General features: G+C 66.8%; 18 protein-coding genes and 1 riboswitch. Of the genes, 12 read left to right on the top strand and 6 right to left on the bottom strand.

Annotated features, from left to right (window positions below; all coding sequences use genetic code 11):
* The first annotated feature begins 21 nt into the window (after window positions 1–21).
* Entirely contained in the window at window positions 22–1,011 is a 990-nt protein-coding gene (locus P7D22_RS00795; protein ID WP_319932288.1) for a WD40 repeat domain-containing protein, read from the top strand.
* A 13-nt stretch (window positions 1,012–1,024) separates the two neighbouring features.
* A complete protein-coding gene (locus P7D22_RS00790; protein WP_319932287.1) occupies window positions 1,025–1,783 on the top strand; it encodes an aspartate/glutamate racemase family protein in 759 nt (252 codons plus the stop codon).
* Between the two features lie 17 nt (window positions 1,784–1,800).
* On the opposite strand, the gene P7D22_RS00785 is transcribed toward P7D22_RS00790, so the two are convergent.
* On the bottom strand, window positions 1,801–2,013 hold the full coding sequence (locus P7D22_RS00785; protein ID WP_319932286.1) for a hypothetical protein: 213 nt from the start codon (window positions 2,011–2,013) through the stop codon (window positions 1,801–1,803).
* 74 nt (window positions 2,014–2,087) lie between these two features.
* Window positions 2,088–2,618, bottom strand: coding sequence for a regulatory protein RecX (locus P7D22_RS00780; RefSeq protein WP_319932285.1), 531 nt, complete (start codon window positions 2,616–2,618; stop codon window positions 2,088–2,090).
* 92 nt (window positions 2,619–2,710) lie between these two features.
* On the opposite strand from P7D22_RS00780, the gene P7D22_RS00775 reads away from it, so the two are divergent.
* From P7D22_RS00775 to phoB, 7 genes are all read left to right on the top strand, one after another.
* Entirely contained in the window at window positions 2,711–3,799 is a 1,089-nt protein-coding gene (locus tag P7D22_RS00775; RefSeq protein WP_319932284.1) for an ATP-binding protein, read from the top strand.
* Between the two features lie 123 nt (window positions 3,800–3,922).
* Entirely contained in the window at window positions 3,923–4,975 is a 1,053-nt protein-coding gene (gene pstS / locus P7D22_RS00770) for a phosphate ABC transporter substrate-binding protein PstS (RefSeq protein WP_319932283.1), read from the top strand.
* Between the two features lie 157 nt (window positions 4,976–5,132).
* Window positions 5,133–6,128 (top strand): phosphate ABC transporter permease subunit PstC, encoded by a 996-nt coding sequence (gene pstC / locus P7D22_RS00765; RefSeq protein WP_442915995.1) that lies wholly within the window; start codon window positions 5,133–5,135, stop codon window positions 6,126–6,128.
* Between the two features lie 3 nt (window positions 6,129–6,131).
* On the top strand, window positions 6,132–6,980 hold the full coding sequence (gene pstA, locus P7D22_RS00760) for a phosphate ABC transporter permease PstA (protein ID WP_319932282.1): 849 nt from the start codon (window positions 6,132–6,134) through the stop codon (window positions 6,978–6,980).
* A complete protein-coding gene (pstB, locus tag P7D22_RS00755; RefSeq protein ID WP_319932281.1) occupies window positions 6,977–7,777 on the top strand; it encodes a phosphate ABC transporter ATP-binding protein PstB in 801 nt (266 codons plus the stop codon). Before pstA ends, pstB begins: the two co-directional genes overlap by 4 nt.
* 11 nt (window positions 7,778–7,788) lie before the next feature.
* On the top strand, window positions 7,789–8,487 hold the full coding sequence (gene phoU / locus P7D22_RS00750) for a phosphate signaling complex protein PhoU (protein ID WP_319932280.1): 699 nt from the start codon (window positions 7,789–7,791) through the stop codon (window positions 8,485–8,487).
* Window positions 8,488–8,507: 20 nt separating this feature from the next.
* Window positions 8,508–9,251 (top strand): phosphate regulon transcriptional regulator PhoB, encoded by a 744-nt coding sequence (gene phoB, locus P7D22_RS00745; RefSeq protein WP_319932279.1) that lies wholly within the window; start codon window positions 8,508–8,510, stop codon window positions 9,249–9,251.
* A gap of 33 nt (window positions 9,252–9,284) precedes the next feature.
* Here phoB and P7D22_RS00740 read toward each other — a convergent pair whose 3' ends face one another.
* Both P7D22_RS00740 and P7D22_RS00735 read right to left on the bottom strand, forming a co-directional pair.
* Entirely contained in the window at window positions 9,285–9,890 is a 606-nt protein-coding gene (locus tag P7D22_RS00740) for a PilZ domain-containing protein (protein WP_319932278.1), read from the bottom strand.
* A complete protein-coding gene (locus tag P7D22_RS00735; protein WP_319932277.1) occupies window positions 9,887–10,570 on the bottom strand; it encodes a PAS domain-containing protein in 684 nt (227 codons plus the stop codon). The genes P7D22_RS00740 and P7D22_RS00735 overlap by 4 nt, the downstream gene beginning before the upstream one ends.
* A gap of 171 nt (window positions 10,571–10,741) precedes the next feature.
* Here P7D22_RS00735 and P7D22_RS00730 point away from each other — a divergent pair, with 171 nt between their 5' ends.
* The 3 genes from P7D22_RS00730 (at window position 10,742) to apaG (ending at window position 13,398) form a co-directional block, all read left to right on the top strand.
* On the top strand, window positions 10,742–11,596 hold the full coding sequence (locus P7D22_RS00730; RefSeq protein ID WP_319932276.1) for a rhomboid family intramembrane serine protease: 855 nt from the start codon (window positions 10,742–10,744) through the stop codon (window positions 11,594–11,596).
* A gap of 22 nt (window positions 11,597–11,618) precedes the next feature.
* A riboswitch (SAM riboswitch) is annotated at window positions 11,619–11,691 on the top strand.
* 80 nt (window positions 11,692–11,771) lie between these two features.
* A complete protein-coding gene (locus tag P7D22_RS00725; RefSeq protein ID WP_319932275.1) occupies window positions 11,772–12,968 on the top strand; it encodes an O-succinylhomoserine sulfhydrylase in 1,197 nt (398 codons plus the stop codon).
* Window positions 12,969–13,005: 37 nt separating this feature from the next.
* The gene (apaG, locus tag P7D22_RS00720; RefSeq protein ID WP_319932274.1) at window positions 13,006–13,398 is read left to right on the top strand and encodes a Co2+/Mg2+ efflux protein ApaG; all 393 of its coding nucleotides are present in this window, start codon (window positions 13,006–13,008) and stop codon (window positions 13,396–13,398) included.
* Between the two features lie 70 nt (window positions 13,399–13,468).
* Here the strand turns inward: apaG and P7D22_RS00715 are convergent, their stop codons facing one another.
* Together P7D22_RS00715 and P7D22_RS00710 are read right to left on the bottom strand one after the other, a co-directional pair.
* Entirely contained in the window at window positions 13,469–14,800 is a 1,332-nt protein-coding gene (locus P7D22_RS00715) for an FAD-dependent oxidoreductase (RefSeq protein WP_319932273.1), read from the bottom strand.
* The gene (locus P7D22_RS00710) at window positions 14,793–16,787 is read right to left on the bottom strand and encodes a prenyltransferase/squalene oxidase repeat-containing protein (protein ID WP_319932272.1); all 1,995 of its coding nucleotides are present in this window, start codon (window positions 16,785–16,787) and stop codon (window positions 14,793–14,795) included. Before P7D22_RS00710 ends, P7D22_RS00715 begins: the two co-directional genes overlap by 8 nt.
* Window positions 16,788–16,863: the final 76 nt, after the last annotated feature.

The following is a 16,863-nucleotide window of genomic DNA, read 5'->3' as shown; positions in this document are numbered from 1 at the left end:
GACGACGCAGACAAGAGTGCCATGACGTCCTTGCTTGAAGCCGTTACGCCGATCGAGGCTGGCGCGCATGTCACGGCCGCCGCCTTTCTGGGCGGCACGCCGGTTCTGGCGCTCGGTGACGGTGCCCTCGTTTTCGCGGGGCCGGAACCGCGTCGCGTCGAAGCCCACCCCGACGGCGCGATCCTGGTGGCCTGCGTGGCGGGCGACCGGCTTCTAACTGGTGGCGACGATGGCCGTGTCGTGCTGGTCGAAGCGAGCGGCGGCTCCACCGAGATCGGCAATGAGGCCGGAACCTGGATCGATGCGGTGGCGCTCCGGCCTGACGGGGCTGCGGCCTGGACGGCCGGCAAGACCGTGCGGGCCCGATCCCCCAAGGGAGAGATCAAGACCCTGACGGTCGCCTCGACGGCGCGGGGCGTCGCCTTCGCGCCCAAGGGCTATCGGCTTGCGGTCGCGCATTACAACGGGGCGTCGCTCTGGTTCCCGAACACCGCCGAAGCTCCTGAAGCGCTGAGCTGGAAGGGGTCGCATCTCGACATCACCTTCTCGCCCGACGGCCGGTTCCTGGTGACCTCGATGCAGGAAAACGCGATGCACGGTTGGCGCCTCGCCGATGCCGGCAACATGCGCATGTCCGGCTATCCGGCGAAGCCAAGATCGCTCAGTTGGACGCGCGACGGCGACTGGCTCGCCACATCGGGCGCCGAGGCTTGCGTGGTGTGGCCGTTCGAGGGCAAGACCGGCCCGATGGGCAAGCAGCCCCGCGAATGCGGTGTCAGGCCCGCCAAGGTCACCCAGGTGGCCTGCCACCCGAAGGCCATGGTGCTGGCTATCGGCTATGAGGACGGTTTCGTGCTGTTATGCCGTTTGTCGGATGCCTCCGAGCTGCCGGTTCGGCTGGACGATCCGAGCGGCGGCGCCGTCTCGGCCCTGGCCTGGGACCACAAGGGCGAGCACCTGCTGTTCGGCACCCGCGGGGGCCGCGCCGGTTTGCTGCGCATGCCCCTCTGACGCGAGCCCTCCCATGCGCATCAAGGTCATCAACCCCAACACAACCGAATCGATGACGCGGACCATCGCGGCGGCGGCCCGCGCCGCGGCCGCGCCCGGCACCGAGATCCTGGCCGCCACCGCCAGCACAGGGCCGGTCTCGATCGAGGGCCATTACGACGAGGCCATCAGCGTCATCGGGCTGCTCGAGGCCATCCGGGAAGGCGAGCAACAGGGCTGCGACGGCTATGTGATCGCTTGTTTCGGCGACCCCGGCCTGTTGGCGGCCCGCGAAATGACGCGGGCGCCGGTGCTCGGCATCGCCGAAGCCGCCATGCACGCCGCGAGCTTCGTGGCGACCGGCTTCAGCGTCGTCACGACACTCGGCCGCACCCGTATCATCGCGGAACATCTGGTGCACGCTTATGGCATGGGGCGGCACTGTCGCCGTGTGCGGGCCACCGAACTGGCTGTGCTCGAGCTGGACGATCCCGCCTCGGATGCACGCCGCAAGATCGTCAACGAATGCCGGCGCGCGCTCGACGAGGACGGGTCCGGCGCCATCGTGCTCGGCTGCGGCGGCATGGCGGACCTCGCCCGCGAGCTGACGGCCGAACTCGGCGTGCCGGTGATCGACGGCGTCGGCGTGGCGGTGAAATTCATCGAGGCTCTGGCCGGACTCGGCATCGGCACCAGCAAGCGGGGCGATTTCGCGCCGCCGCTGCCGAAATTCTACACGGGGCGCCTGTCCGACATGGCATTCCAAGCGCCCGGCAAACCATCGGCGCCGTAGCGCCGATGGTTTCGGGGTTACCAGACGCGGCAGATGCGACGCGGTCCGTAATAGCCGTCAACCCAGCGGCGATGGCGGCGCGGACCACCCCAATAGGGCGGCGGGGGCGGCCGATGGTGCCATCCCCAACCGGGCGGCGGGGGTGGGGGCGGGCCCCAGCCATAAGGCTGGGCTTCTGCGGCAGCGCTGCCGAGCAGCAGCAGGGCGCACCCCACCAAAACAGATCGCATCGTCGAACCTCCGTGATCGCTTGACCCGCGACGGTTTAGGCCGGTGAAGTTGAACGGACGCTGAAGCGATCTTCCTAGCGTCCTTCCTCGTCCTGCGTCTCTGCATCCACCACTGCGACGGCCGTCGAGAATGAGAATCCGGCACGGATCAGCCGGCGCAAATCCTTGTCCCGGGCGACGGCACGGTCGCCGAGGCGGAATGGCCCCAGGCGCTTGCGCTCGGCGAAACGCCGGGCCTGGACGGCATCGTCGAGCGGTTCCTCCTCGGCGGTGTCGTCTTCGATCTGGAGGCCCTGCTGGCGAAGTGTCATGGTGATGCGAGAGGCCGGCAATCCCTTGCGGGCCAGGGCGCGGCTGCGTGAGGCCGCCAGGAGCGTATCGTCCAGCAGCCCTAGCGCTTGAAGCCGCGCCACGACGTCCTCGACGGCCGTCCGCACCGCGTCGGGTTCGGGAGGCTCGAGACCGCGGGTTGCGCACCAGCGTGCGATCCGTCGGGCCAGCACCTGGCGGAGCCGCTGACTCGACGCCGCATAGCGCGCCAGGTAACCGGTCGCCATGCGCATCAGAGCGGAGCGGTCGGGGATCGCAGGGGGCTCAGCCGACATTGGCGCGGCCTTCCCGCCAACCCTGCGAGGCATGTGTCATCATTGTGTCAGATCCGACGGATGACATCCGTCTACCTCGATTCGGGTTCTCCATGCTGTCCGTCAAGATCGCCTCCTCGACCAGCAGTTTCGATATCGACTTGGCCGTGGCTTTCATAAAGGCCATGCCGGAAGCCGTGCTGTTGTTATCGCCGGATATTCGCGTGCTGGCCGCCAACGCGCCGGCCATGCAGACGCTGCCGAGCCTCAAGGTCGGTGGCCCTCTGGCCTTGTCGTTACGCGATCCGACCGTGCTCGATGCCGTGCGACGCGTCGAGGCCGGCGGGCCGTGCGAAACCGCGGTCTGGCGTGACAGGGTGCCGGTGGAACGGACCTTCGAGGTCACGGTGGCGCCGCTCGCGCCACATGGCGTGCCGCAGGCCGTGGTTCTGACGCTGCACGATTTGACCGAAGCACACCGCATCGAGCGGATGCGGGCCGAATTCATCGCCAATGCTAGCCACGAGCTCCGGACGCCGCTGGCCTCGCTGCTGGGCTTTGTCGAGACGCTGCAGGGGCCGGCCCGCGATGACGCGCGGGCGCGTGAACGCTTCCTCGGGATCATGGCCGATCAGGCCCGGCGCATGGCCCGGCTGGTCGACGATCTGTTGTCGCTGTCGCGCATCGAGCAGAAGCGCCACATCCGCCCATCGGCTCCCGTCGACCTGTCGAGCCTCGTCGGCCACGTGGCCGACACGCTGGGGCCCATCGCCCGCGATGGCGGGCTGACCTTCCATCTCGCCATCGAACCGGGCGTGATCGTCACCGGCGACCGTGACGAGTTGGTGCGTGTGGCCGAAAACCTGATCGAGAACGCCATCAAATACGGGCGACCCAGCGGGCCGCGTGGCGACGACGCCGAGCGTTGCACCATCGCGATCAACGTCGCGCGTCGAGGTGGCCAGGGCACCCTGACGGTGCGCGACCAGGGTGACGGCATCGCGCGTGAACATCTGCCGAGATTGACCGAGCGCTTCTACCGGATCGATGCGGGCCAGAGCCGTGCCAAGGGCGGTACCGGCCTCGGTCTGGCGTTGGTCAAGCACATCGTGGCGCACCATCGTGGCCGCTTCAGCTTCGACAGCATTCTGGCGGACGGGTCGGTGTTCTCGGTTGCGATTCCTTTGTTCGGAAAAGCCTAGTCCGAACAAAGCGATCGCCTGTCATATCGTTGTCGTCGGACCGTCGTACAAGCCACACGAGACCCCGCTACAAAGCCGCCGCCGGGACGATGAGCCCCGGACGCCATCAAACCCCGAGGTTCCATGTTCAACCCTTCGTTCAAGCGCGCCGCGCTGCTGGCTAGCGTCTTCGCGGCTGGCGTGGCGACCGCGCAGGCCGCCGACATTTCCGGCGCCGGAGCCACCTTCCCTTATCCCGTCTATGCGAAATGGGCGCAAACCTATAAAAATGCGACCGGCACGGGCGTGAACTACCAGTCGATCGGCTCGGGTGGCGGTATCAAGCAGATCAAGGCGAAGACCGTGACGTTCGGCGCCACCGACGCGCCGCTGCAGGCCAAGGACCTCGACGCCGCCGGGCTCGAGCAATGGCCGATGGTGATGGGCGGCATCGTGCCGGTGATCAACGTCGACGGCATCAAGGCCGGTGACGTGGTCATCGACGGTCCGGCATTGGCCGGCATCTTCATGGGCACCATCACCAAGTGGAACGATGCGGCCCTGAAGAAGCTGAACCCCAGCGTGGCGCTGCCCGACATGGCGATCGCGGTCGTGCACCGCTCGGACGGGTCAGGCACGACCTTCAACTTCACCAACTACCTGTCGAAGGCCTCGGCCGACTGGAAGTCCAAGGTCGGTGAGAACACGGCCGTCGAATGGCCCGTCGGCCTCGGCGCCAAGGGCAACGAGGGCGTGGCCAACAACGTGGCCAACACCAAGGGCTCGATCGGCTATGTCGAATACGCCTTTGCGAGGCAGAACAACCTGACCACGACCAAGATGGTCAACAAGGACGGCAAGGTGGTGGCCCCCACGGTCCCGGCCTTCCAAGCCGCGGCTGCCAGCGCCGACTGGGCCCACGCGCCCGGCTTCTACCAGATCCTGACCGACCAGTCGGGTGCGGAGTCCTGGCCCCTGACGGCTGCCACCTTCATTCTGATGCAGAAGCAGCCGGCCGACACCGCCGCCGCTGCGGAAGCCATCAAGTTTTTCGGCTGGGCTTTTGAGAAGGGCGACGCCGAGGCGGAGTCGCTGGACTACATCCCCATGCCGGGTGCCGTGAAGACGCTGATCAAGAAGGCGATCAGCACGGACATCAAGGGCGCCGACGGCAAGCCGGTCGTCACCCTCCAGTAAGGCTCCAAAGCCTGATCGATGCAGGTGGAAACGTGCTTCGATCAGGCCGCCGCCAAAGCGGCCATGCAAGGGTCTGACGGGTTCAGCGAGGACCGGTCAGGCTTTCGGCACGGGGTGTTGGCCCGCTGGGCCGCCCCTCCACTAACAGGAGCCGCATTTGGCTAATCTTGCGATCGAGGCGGGGCACGGCCGCGCCGGAGCGAAAGACGCTCGCACCACGCGGTTGGAGCGCTTCCGCTCCATCGACCGGTTGTTCGCCGGTCTGACGCGCGGCTCGGCCCTGGCGGTGCTGGTGTTGATGGGTGGCGTCATCGTGGCCCTGGTGCAGGGCTCCGCGCTGGCCTTCAAGACGTTCGGCTTCAGCTTCCTGACCACGCAGGTCTGGAACCCTGTCGACGACCGCTATGGCGCGCTCGCGGCCATCTACGGCACCGTGATGACCTCGCTCATCGCCATGCTGATCGCCGTGCCGGTCGGCCTCGGCATCGCGATCTTCCTGACGGAGCTTTGCCCGCACTGGCTGCGGCGCCCGATCGGCATCGCCATCGAGCTGCTGGCCGGCATTCCAAGCATCATCTACGGCATCTGGGGCCTGTTCGTTTTCGCGCCCTTCCTGCAGCAGCACGTTCAGCCCGGCCTCATCGCCCTGTTCGGCCCGATCCCTGTGCTCGGTGCGATCTTCGCCGGGCCGCCTTACGGCATCGGCATCCTGACAGCCGGCATCATTTTGGGCGTCATGGTGCTGCCCTTCGTCAGCTCGGTGTCGCGCGACGTGTTTGAGACCGTGCCGCCTGTGTTGAAGGAAGCCGCCTATGGCATCGGCTGCACCACCCGCGAGGTGGTGAGCCACGTCGTGATCCCGCATTCTCGCACCGGCATCATCGGTGGCGTCATGCTCGGGCTCGGCCGCGCGCTTGGCGAAACCATGGCGGTCACCTTCGTGATCGGCAATGCGCATCGCATCTCCGGTTCGATCCTGGCGCCCGGCACGACCATCTCGGCCTCGATCGCCAACGAATTCACCGAAGCCGTGGGTGACATCTATACCTCGTCGCTGATCGCCCTCGGCTTGATCCTTTTCGTCATCACCTTCGTGGTGCTGGCCATCGCGCGGCTCATGCTGATGCGTCTCAACCGTCGATCGGGAGCCTGACCCATGGCGACCACAACCTTCATGGCGCGGCGGCGCCGGTCGAACGCCATCTTCCTCGGCCTCTCGATCGCGGCCGCGCTGTTCGGCCTCGTGTTTCTCGTCATCATCCTGGCGGCGCTGCTCTACAACGGCCTCGCGGGGCTGCGACCGGCCGTGTTCCTGGAAATGACGCCGCCGCCGGGTAGCGCGGGCGGCCTGCTGAATGCCATCGTGGGCAGCCTCATCATGACGCTGATCGGCGTCGCGGTCGGGACGCCGCTCGGCATGCTGGCCGGCACCTATATGGCGGAATACGGCCGCTATTCGAAGCTGACCGTCGTGGTGCGCTTCATCAACGACATCCTGCTCAGCGCGCCATCCATCATCATCGGCCTTTTCGTCTACGAGGTGCTGGTGGCGCCGCTCGGCCATTTCTCCGCTTTCGCCGGCGCCGTGGCCTTGGCCTTCATCGTGGTGCCGATCGTGGCCCGCACGACGGAGGACATGCTGCTGCTGGTGCCGAACCCGCTGCGGGAGGCCGCCGCCGCCATGGGACTGCCGCGCGCCTATGTGATCACCAAGGTGGCCTACAAGGCCGCTCAGGCCGGCATCGTCACCGGCGTGCTGCTGGCCGTGGCCCGGGTGAGCGGCGAAACGGCGCCGCTGCTCTTCACCGCGCTCAACAACCAGTTCTTTTCGGCCAACCTCAACGGGCCGATGGCCAGCCTGCCGACGGTGATCTTCCAGTTCGCGCTCAGCCCCTACAAGGACTGGCAGTCGCTGGCCTGGACGGGGGCGCTGCTGATCACCGTCACGGTTCTCCTGCTCAGCATCGTGGCCCGGGCGCTCGGAACGCCAAGGACAAGCAAATGACCATGACCGAGACGGCGCCCATCGAGGCGCCCCGCGCCCGTGTCCAGCCGAAAATTGCCGTGAAGGACCTCAAGTTCTTCTACGGCGACACCATGACCCTGAAGGGGATCTCGCTCGACCTGGCGCCCAACCGCGTCACGGCCTTTATCGGGCCGTCCGGCTGCGGCAAGTCCACGCTGCTGCGCGTGATGAACCGCATGTACGACCTGTATCCGCGCCAGCGCGCCGAAGGCCAGGTGCTGCTCGACGGCGAGGACATTTTGCGGCGGGACATCGACCTCAACCTGCTGCGCTCGCGCGTCGGTATGGTGTTCCAGAAGCCGACGCCGTTCCCGATGTCGATCTACGAGAACATCGCGTTCGGGATCAGGCTTTACGAGAAGGTGGCGAAGTCCGAGATGGATGGCCGCGTCGAGCAGGCGCTGAAGGGTTCGGCCCTCTGGCCGGAGGTGAAAGACAAGCTGCACACGAGCGGCCTCGGCCTGTCGGGCGGCCAGCAGCAGCGCCTTTGCATCGCCCGCACCATCGCGCTGCAACCCGACGTGATCCTGCTCGACGAGCCCTGCTCGGCGCTCGACCCGATCTCGACCGCCAAAATCGAGGAATTGATCGACGAGCTGAAAAGCCGCTTCACGCTTGCGATCGTGACCCACAACATGCAGCAGGCCGCGCGCGTGTCCGACAAGACCGCCTTCATGTATCTCGGCGAGCTGATCGAATTCGACGACACCCGCAAGATCTTCACCAGCCCGGCCGTCAAGCAGACCCAGGCCTATATTACCGGCCGTTTCGGCTGAAGGGCTCCGCCATGTCCGAACATATCGTTTCCGCCTACGACCAGGAACTCGAGGGTCTCGGCCGCAAGATCGCCGAGATGGGCGGCATTGCCGAGCACATGCTGTCCGACGCCATGGATGCCTTGTCGGCGCTCGACACCGAGCTCGCCAACCGGGTGATCGGGATCGATCCGCGCCTCGACACGCTGCAGCGCGAGATCGAAGAGGCCGCGATCCTGACCATCGCACGCCGGCAGCCGATGGCCGTCGACCTGCGCGAGATCGTGGCCGCCATCCGGGTGTCGGGCGACCTCGAGCGCATCGGTGATCTGGCCAAGAACATTGCCAAGCGCACCATGAGCGTCGCCACCGAACCGCGCGTCGCGCGCGCCGCCGTCGGGTTGCGCCACATGAGCGAGATCGCGGCCCATCAGCTGAAGGATGTTCTCGACGCTTACGCGCAGCGCGACGTCGAGCGTGCGCAATCGGTGTGGTCGCGCGACGGCGAACTCGACTCTCTCGAGGATTCGGTGTTCCGCGACCTGCTGACCTTCATGATGGAAGACCCGCGCAACATCTCGTTCTGCACCCACCTGTTGTTCTGCTCGAAGAACATCGAGCGCGTCGGCGATCATGCCACCAACATTGCCGAAACGGTGGTCTATCTCGTGACCGGCGAGGCTCTGCCGATCGACCGGCCGAAGGGCCGTCTCGCGCCCTTGTCCGGCTGACGGCTTCGGAGCGCCGCCCGATGAACACGCTGCGATCGACCGCCGACCGCGTCCCCGTGGCGGGAGCGGCACCCCATATCCTCGTCGTCGAGGACGAGCAGGCCCTTGGGACGCTGCTGGCCTACAATCTCGAAGCGGAAGGCTTCTCGGTCGAGCGGGTCGAGCGCGGCGATGACGCGGAACTGCGCCTGACCGAGATGGCGCCCGACCTGGTGATCCTCGACTGGATGCTGCCCGGCGTGTCGGGCCTCGAGATCTGCCGGCGCCTGCGCGCCCGCGAGGCAACCCGCACCCTGCCGGTCATCATGCTGACCGCCAGGGGCGAGGAAGGCGAGCGCGTCCGGGGGCTGTCGGTCGGGGCGGACGATTATGTCGTCAAGCCGTTTTCGGTGCCGGAACTGATGGCGCGGGTGCGCTCGCTGTTGCGGCGCTCGCGGCCCGAGCGCCTCGCCAACCGGTTGACCGCCGGCGACCTCGATCTCGACCGCGAAACCCACCGGGTGCGCCGCGGCCACCGCGACATCGCCCTCGGGCCCACCGAGTTCCGGCTGCTGGATTACCTGATGGAGCGCCCCGGTCGCGTTTTCTCCCGGGCGCAATTGCTCGACGGCGTGTGGGGATTGTCGGCCGAGATCGACGAGCGCACCGTCGATGTGCATGTCGGGCGGCTGCGCAAGGCGCTGTCGCGCGGTCGTGAGCGCGATCCGATCCGAACCGTGCGGGGCGCCGGTTACGCCTTTGACGAAACCTTCGGCAAGGGCTGAGGCCTTGCTCCGGCCTGTGAGGCGGCGCTCCCTTTAGAGGATGAGGTCTTCCCCGAACTGATCTGCCGGCAGCGGCACCGTGAACTGAATACCGACGCCATTCCCGAAGGCGCGCACCACACGTCCCGGCGTCGAACCCAGCATGACGATGCTGCCGAGGGGCGGCCGCTGGTCCGCGATGATGGCGGCGCCCGAAATCGAGATGTCGAGCAGCCGCACTGCCATCTCGGTGCCGTCGTCCATGCGCAGGGTGGTGCGGAGGTGTTTCGGAACGATACGCCCGTGACGGCGATCTTCCGGCAAGCCGAGCGCCTGCCGGTTGGCCAGCCAAGTCAGCTGATCGGCCCATTTCTCTCGCTTGATCAACGGCACGCTGAACCCGAGCGCGAAACCGTGCGAAAACTGGCGCGCGACCGTGCCTTCGACACGGCCGATCTGCTCCAGGTAGCAGACAACGCGCTCGCCGACCTCTCCCAGCACCGGCGCCACCAGGGCCAGGCCGCCGGGCGACATGTCGATCGATTGACAAGGGTATTCCTGACGGTCGGCCAGCATGTAGCGGCCGAGCAGCACGACGCCGACGCGTTGATGGCGGCGGCGTTCTTCCGGTCTGTGATCGAGCTTGCGCTGCGGGGTCATGAACGACGCGTCGAGAGGGGCGGTTCGGATGACCTTGGCATACCGGTCTTAACGCGGACTTGCTTGGGCGCTGCCGTTACGTCACCGTTGCGTCCGCCTTCGTAAACCACGAGGTGGGCCCGTCGTATGCCCCCGGTAAACCGCATCGGTGCGGCGTGCTGCATGGCGGCGCTCTCGGCACGTGCGTCTAGGGCGCGCCATCCTGCGAGGCTCAGCGGCGCCAGCGGCAGCAAGCCGATCCAGCTCGGCGTGCCGGCCGGCACGAGGCTGCACAGCAGCCGCGCCTGGGTGCGGCCGTGATGCCGTAGCGGAAGTACCAACAATTCAAAGGCCGTGACGGTATCACCCGCGGGAGCACCGGACACGCCGAACAACATCGGCTGGGTGTCGTCCAGAACGCCGTCGAGGAGCGTGCGCATCTCCGGCGCCGCGTCGTCCGACCAGAGATCGTCGAAATCGGCACCCTTCATCTCGCGCCGGAACAGCGCATCCAATCGCGTGCCGCTGAGGCGGATCGTGAAGCGTCGCTCCGACGCCGGGCCGTGCACCTCGAGCATGAAGGTATGGGCCAGCATGCCCCGCATGGCTGCGGGGTCGAGGTCGTGCCTGTCGGGCGCGACGCGTCCCCGGCACAAGGAATGCCAATATTCGAACACCGCTTGCGAGGTTGCCAGCTTCATGACTTGCGCCCCTGTGTGGATGCGGCGCGCCATTGTTCCGAAACAGGACGCCACATCGCTGTCGAGAGGAAAAGAGCAGGAGCGATGCCAGCCGGTGGCGGACCTTTCCGGTCGCAGCCGAAGCCGCGGTCGGCTAATCTCATGGATCGCGATAAGGCCTCAGGACACACCTTGCAATCCGACCGCTCAGAACCCGTCTTCAACATTCCCGCGGTGATCCTCGCGGTTCTCGGCGTCCTGGTGCTGGTCCAGGCCGGGCGAGGGCTGCTCGGGGCGGGCAGCGACATGGCGATCGTGTCGCGCTTCGCCTTCGTGCCGGGCCGGCTGACCTTCGCGGTCGACCCGATGGGAGTCGTCCGGCATCTCGCCGCGGGTCAGAACAGCGCCGCGGGGGCCCAGCAATCCGCTTGGGCCGACATGCTGCTCCGCCGCGGTGGGTCGGCGCCATGGAGCCTGCTGACCTACGCGCTGTTGCACGGCGGCTGGACGCATCTCGGCCTGAACGGCGTCTGGCTGGTGGCGTTCGGCACGCCCGTGGCCCGGCGTTTCGGTGCCGCTCGCTTTCTCCTGTTCATGGCCGTGACGGCGGTCGCCGGCGCCCTGGCGCACTGGCTTTGCTTCCCATTCGGGTTTCTGCCCGTGGTGGGGGCTTCGGCCGCCATCTCGGGTCTCATGGGGGCTGCCGTGCGCTTCATGTTCCAGGGGGAGGCGCCGGGAGCGGACCTTCGCCGGGTCGTCCCGTTGGGGCTCGCCGTGGTGTTCCGCGACCGGCGGGCCTTGTCGTTCGTGCTCGTGTGGTTCGTCACCAACGGCTTGTTCGGGGTCGGGGCGCAGACGATGGGCTTTTCCGATGCGCCTGTGGCTTGGCAGGCCCATCTGGGAGGCTTTCTGGCCGGCCTCGTGTTGTTCCCATGGTTCGACCCCAGCGGTTCCGCCGCCCTCGCGGTGGAACCGCAGGATGTCATGTCGCTCGACCCGGCCGACCACGGCCAAGCGTCAGATGGGGAAGCCAGCGAGCCGCGTTGACGCCTCCTCTCGGCTCGGTGTAGCTTGATTGCGTGGTGATTTCGCTGACTTGCCGCCACGGTAAACAAAGCGCTAAGGGCCGAGTTCTTTCGAGCCTCTCCCCGATCCGGTCATGCTGCGAGCCTTTGGCGCGTGGCTGATGGACAAGCGCCGGCGCAGCGGGATGGAGAGTGTGATGGCAAGCGATAATCGCATCGCCTCGTTGAGGCCCGCGACCCGGCTCGTGCATGGGGGAACCCTGCGGTCGCAATTTGCGGAAACCTCCGAGGCCCTGTTCCTGACCCAGGGCTATGTGTATCCGAGCATGGAGGCCGCCGAGGCCCGCTTCAACGGCGAGGACCCCGGCTTCATCTATTCGCGGTTCTCGAACCCGACCGTGGCCATGTTCGAGGAGCGGATGGCCCTGCTCGAAGGCGTTGAAGCGGCGCGGGCCACCGCCACCGGCATGGCGGCCGTCACGGCTGCCATCATGGGGCAGGTGAAGGCCGGCGACCATGTGGTGGGCGCCAAGGCCTTGTTCGGGTCGTGCCGCTACGTGATCGAGGATCTGCTGCCGCGCTTCGGTGTCGAGACGACCCTGGTCGATGGCGAAGACCTCGACCAATGGCGAAGCGCCATGCGGCCCAACACCAAGACGCTGTTCCTCGAAAGCCCGACCAACCCGACGTTGAGCCTCGTCGATATCGCGGCTGTGGCCGAGATTGCCCATGCGGGCGGCGCGACCCTGGTGGTCGACAACGTCTTCGCAACCCCGATGCTGCAGAGCCCGCTGCAGCTCGGGGCCGATTGCGTGGTTTATTCGGTGACCAAGCACGTCGACGGGCAGGGGCGTTGCCTTGGCGGCGTCATCCTGGCCAGCAAGGCCTTCATCGAAGCCCACGTGCACAACCTGTTGCGCCAGACCGGCCCCGCCATGTCGCCTTTCACGGCCTGGGTCATGCTGAAGGGCCTGGAAACCCTCGACCTCAGGGTGACGGCCCAGAACGCCGCTGCCGCGATCGTCGCGGACTTCCTGGCCGAGCAGGGCGTCATCGAGCGGGTGATCTATCCGTTCCGCGCCGATCACCCCCAGCACGCGCTGGCGAAGCGCCAGATGCGGGGTGGTGGCACCCTGGTGGCCTTTGAACTGGCCAACAAGGCCAAGGCATTCCAGGCCGCCAATGCGCTCCGGATCATCGCCATCTCGAACAATCTCGGCGACTCGAAGAGCCTCGTCACTCATCCGGCCACGACGACGCACCAGCGTCTCCCCGCCGAAGTGCGGGCCGGCCTTGGCATTGGGGAAGGCATGCTGCGCTTGTCGGTCGGGCTTGAGGATGTCGAGGACCTGAAAGACGATCTCAGCCAAGCTTTCGAGAGCCTCGGCCGTTAAGGCTGGGCTTTCGCATCAACAAGGAGGAATCGCGCACATGTACACGGCCGTGACGGAAGGCATCCAGGTGACCGTGACGCCCGCGTTTCTCGCCGAACGATCGGATCCCGATCAGGACCAGTATTTCTGGGCCTATACGATCGAGATTCTCAACCGCGGGCCGCGGCTGATGCAATTGATCGCCCGCCATTGGCTGATCACCGACGGTAACGGCAAGCTCGAAGAGGTGCAGGGCTTGGGCGTGGTGGGCGAACAGCCGGTGCTAAAGCCGGGCGAAACCTTCCGCTATACCTCGGGCTGCCCCTTGGCGACCCCGACCGGCATCATGGCCGGGACTTACACGATGACCGATGAGGATGGGATATCGATCGAGATCGAGATTCCCGCCTTCTCGCTGGACGTGCCGGAGATGCGCCGCGTCCTCAATTAGGCGGGCCGGCAGCACGCTCGTCTACGCACGCGCCTGGTTTGACCGCGACCCGGAGGCAGGGCGCGACCGCTCAGCGAGCCCGCAGTGAGGCGCCCACCCGCTGAATGGTCATGCTGCCGAGCGCCGTCACCAGCTTGGCCGGCGGGATCTGTCGGCGCGCCTCGTCGTTGCACCAGTATTCCACAAGCCCGTGGCGGATGACCTTCAGGAACTGCCAGAAGGCTGACGAGATACGCAGATCCGTCATGGCCAGGATGGCCATCGTGGCGGCGGCACTGCGATCGTCGCGGCGCCAATAGCGCAACAGCCCGGATCGGACCACACGCAACTCGGGCTCGCGGCGGCTGCAAACGTCGTGAAGCGCCGTGGCCACCATGCGGCGGCTGCGCTGCGTCCGACGGCGGGCGCGGCCGTAATGCCGGAACGCCTTCTCGAAATCGGCCGGATGTCGACGCAGCGCATCGCGCAGGCGAATGCCGTCGCTGATCCCGACCGTCATGCCGGTCGCGGTCAACGGGTGACAACTGCCGCCGGCATCGCCAACCAGCACGACGGCGCCCTTGTGGGTGGCCTCGGCGATCACCTCGGCGCTGCGGAACCCGAGCGGCTTCTGCACGCGGATCGTTTCCGCGACCTGATGCCGAAACGGTTCCGGAATGGCTGCAAGCAAGGCCTCGCGATGATCCACGGGCGTCAGGCCGTCCTGCTCGAGAGGCTGATCGAACATGACGCGAGCACGGCCGTTGCCAATCTCGTAAGCCAGCACCACCGACGATCCGCCCATGATGACATGGCCGAAGCCCGGCGCCGGCAAGGCAGCGTTCTCCACCACGTAGCCTGAAATGTTCGAGATGCTGCGCCGGCTATGGGCGATGCCGACCATGCTGCGCACGGCACTCGCGGCGCCATCGGCCACCACCAGCATGCGGCACCGGATGACGTCGAGGCCGGACGGCGCTTCGATCGAAACGACAGGCGCCTTGGGATCGGTGAGGTCGACCGACTTCACGCGCGCGTCGTCGATGAAACTGATGTGGTCGAGCCGGCGTGCCGCCTGATCGAGGTTGCGCCGCAACAGGCCGTAGTCGACCGCCATGGCGCAGGGCGCCCGCCCGGCTTGACGCCCATAGCGCAAGGCGATCTTCGATGACGCGTCACCGGCGTCCGGAATGACCGCAAAGCCGTGGATCATCACCGCCTCCGCGAAGGCCTCTTCGGCAAACAACCCGAGTTCGCGCAAACCCGCCACACCGAGAGGGTGGATCATCTCACCCGCAAGGCGACGATCGGTGCGCTGGCCGGGTTCGACCACGACCACCGACATGCCGGATTCACGCAGGGCCGCAGCGGCCGCAAGCCCCGCGATGCTGCCGCCGGCAACAACGACGTCGACCTCACGCATGGGTGAGGCGGTCCAGTTGGGTCAAAGCCATGAGGGGGAAGTAAGTATTGTAGAGGCGGTAGTCCAGCATCGCAGTCCCGAAGAAAACGCCATTCACGCTATCGCGCGGCCAATCGCCCGTCTCGTCCTGATGGAGCCTCAGCCATGCGCCCCCACGCATCGCCGCCACACCCGGCTTCTCGCTCGTACACAACAAGGCCAAGGTCGCCCATGCCGTGGATATCACCAGACTCTCGGGATTGTCGACGTATGTACCTGTCGCACAACCCGAAAAGTGCTCGCCCCAGCCGCCGTCGCCCTTTTGCCTCGCTTCGAGCCAAGCGCGAGCAGCCTGAATCGAGGCATGGTCTGTCGCAAGGCCGACATCTCGCAAAGCCGTCAGGGCGAACAAGGTTCCATAGACCGCGTTGATCCCCCAGAATCCTGGCCAGCTGCCGTCCAGGTTCTGGCGCGACAGCACGATCGCGGTACCCTGCCGGACGGCCTGCTCCGCAGCGGCACGATCGATCGGCGCCTCCGTGTCGAGGATGCGGCGCAGGGCGCGGATCGCCGATGCGGTGCACTCGACATAGGTGAGCTCCGTCATGCAGCGACCGAACATTTCGGACGGGTTGAGAGTCTCCAGGAACCGAGCCCCGCGCCGGCGTTCATAGCTGCCGAAGCCGCCGTCTGCGTTTTGTCGGCTCAGGATGAAGCTGGCCGCCTCGGCGAGGTGCTGCGGCGATATGCGCTGATCGGGATCGATCAAACCCGGGTGGTCGTGACAGGCCAGCAGGGCCAGTACGGCTTCGGCGGTGCAGTCGCTGACCGGCCAGGCCTGCGTACCTTCGGTGAAGCACCATCCACCCAGGATGGTGTCGCGGTCTTCCGCGATGCGATCGGGCAGTTCCGTCGTGGCCTGCATGGTGCGAAGCCGGTCGTAGCCGCGCCGCATCGCATCCCCATGCTCCTCGACCGAGCCGATGGACCCATCAGCGAGAGCCTGCAAAGCGAAGCTCGTGTCCCAGGCCATCGACCGAGCCCCCGCATAACGCAGGCCGTCTGTCGCATCGTTCCAGCACCAATATTCGGCGCCGGCGAGGCTTGCGGCAGCATCCGGGTCGGCTGCATTGGCATGATGAAGCGCCAGCGTGTTCAACAGTCCGCTGACCGGGGACAAGCCCTGGAACCCGGTGGCGCGCTGCTCATAGCGAATGCGCGCCAACGCGTTGCGGAGAGCCCTTCGACGCAGGAGTTCAGACCCCGGCATGGCCCGCCACAGCGGCCCGAGCACCCGCGTCGCCGCATAGGCGATCGACAACACCGGGCCGGGCAGCTCGTGCAGATCGGTCGCGGCCACCGCAACCGCATGCCGGGCGCCGCGCGCCCCCGCAAGCCCGGGCAGTTCGGCCCGGATATCGTCGAGTACAGGGCCAAGATCGGCGTGGAAGCGCACGCCGCCCAGATAGGCCATAGCGAGGTAGATGTACCGGGTGTGGCAGTAGAACCGCAAAGGTGAGAGTGCCGAACCGCGCGGCAGCAGAAAGAGCTCGGCCGGGCAGGCGTTCAGGTCGGCCCAGTCGTAGAGGCCGACGAGCGCCATCCAGAAGCGGCCCCATTGCGGATTCGCCAGAACGCCGCCGGGCTGCCGGCTCAGGAAGGCCCGGGCCCCGGCCAGCATGGCATCGCCGGCCGGAACGCCAAGGAGACGAGCCGCGATATACACCACCGTGGTGACGAATACGTAGGAGTGTGACTCGGGGTGCAGCCCCCACCCGCCATCGGGGCGCAACGTCACACGGAACTGCTGCACCATGCGGTCGCGTCGTGCGCCTGTCGGGCACTGGCCGACACAGGCCTGCACGATAGCGGCCTGCGCGGTGACGACCGGGCTCCACACCACCTCGGCTTCCCACGATCCGTCGGGGTGTTGCAGGCCAGCGAGGCAAGCCTGCCCGCGCGCGACGCTCGAGCCCGTCCGCGATGTCAGGTCTGCGGTGCTGTTCATCCGGTCGCGTCTGGCTCCATGGGGTAGGGCGGCCTTGTCGGGTCGGCGCGTCTCGCACTAGAAGGACTGGTCGGGA

The sequence above is a fragment of the Lichenihabitans sp. Uapishka_5 genome (assembly GCF_033947565.1).
Taxonomy (GTDB): domain Bacteria; phylum Pseudomonadota; class Alphaproteobacteria; order Rhizobiales; family Beijerinckiaceae; genus Lichenihabitans.
The sequence above is the reverse complement of the archived record's forward strand: the minus strand, read 5'-3'. Positions and strand labels throughout refer to the sequence as shown.

What these genes read in the sequence shown, in the direction of transcription:
- P7D22_RS00795 (WP_319932288.1), top strand. Translation starts at nt 22, where the DNA reads ATGACGTCCTTGCTTGAAGCCGTTACGCCGATCGAGGCTGGCGCGCAT.
- P7D22_RS00790 (WP_319932287.1), top strand. Translation starts at nt 1,025, where the DNA reads ATGCGCATCAAGGTCATCAACCCCAACACAACCGAATCGATGACGCGG.
- P7D22_RS00785 (WP_319932286.1), bottom strand. Translation starts at nt 2,013, where the DNA reads ATGCGATCTGTTTTGGTGGGGTGCGCCCTGCTGCTGCTCGGCAGCGCT.
- P7D22_RS00780 (WP_319932285.1), bottom strand. Translation starts at nt 2,618, where the DNA reads ATGTCGGCTGAGCCCCCTGCGATCCCCGACCGCTCCGCTCTGATGCGC.
- P7D22_RS00775 (WP_319932284.1), top strand. Translation starts at nt 2,711, where the DNA reads ATGCTGTCCGTCAAGATCGCCTCCTCGACCAGCAGTTTCGATATCGAC.
- pstS (WP_319932283.1), top strand. Translation starts at nt 3,923, where the DNA reads ATGTTCAACCCTTCGTTCAAGCGCGCCGCGCTGCTGGCTAGCGTCTTC.
- pstA (WP_319932282.1), top strand. Translation starts at nt 6,132, where the DNA reads ATGGCGACCACAACCTTCATGGCGCGGCGGCGCCGGTCGAACGCCATC.
- pstB (WP_319932281.1), top strand. Translation starts at nt 6,977, where the DNA reads ATGACCATGACCGAGACGGCGCCCATCGAGGCGCCCCGCGCCCGTGTC.
- phoU (WP_319932280.1), top strand. Translation starts at nt 7,789, where the DNA reads ATGTCCGAACATATCGTTTCCGCCTACGACCAGGAACTCGAGGGTCTC.
- phoB (WP_319932279.1), top strand. Translation starts at nt 8,508, where the DNA reads ATGAACACGCTGCGATCGACCGCCGACCGCGTCCCCGTGGCGGGAGCG.
- P7D22_RS00740 (WP_319932278.1), bottom strand. Translation starts at nt 9,890, where the DNA reads ATGACCCCGCAGCGCAAGCTCGATCACAGACCGGAAGAACGCCGCCGC.
- P7D22_RS00735 (WP_319932277.1), bottom strand. Translation starts at nt 10,570, where the DNA reads ATGAAGCTGGCAACCTCGCAAGCGGTGTTCGAATATTGGCATTCCTTG.
- P7D22_RS00725 (WP_319932275.1), top strand. Translation starts at nt 11,772, where the DNA reads ATGGCAAGCGATAATCGCATCGCCTCGTTGAGGCCCGCGACCCGGCTC.
- apaG (WP_319932274.1), top strand. Translation starts at nt 13,006, where the DNA reads ATGTACACGGCCGTGACGGAAGGCATCCAGGTGACCGTGACGCCCGCG.
- P7D22_RS00715 (WP_319932273.1), bottom strand. Translation starts at nt 14,800, where the DNA reads ATGCGTGAGGTCGACGTCGTTGTTGCCGGCGGCAGCATCGCGGGGCTT.
- P7D22_RS00710 (WP_319932272.1), bottom strand. Translation starts at nt 16,787, where the DNA reads ATGAACAGCACCGCAGACCTGACATCGCGGACGGGCTCGAGCGTCGCG.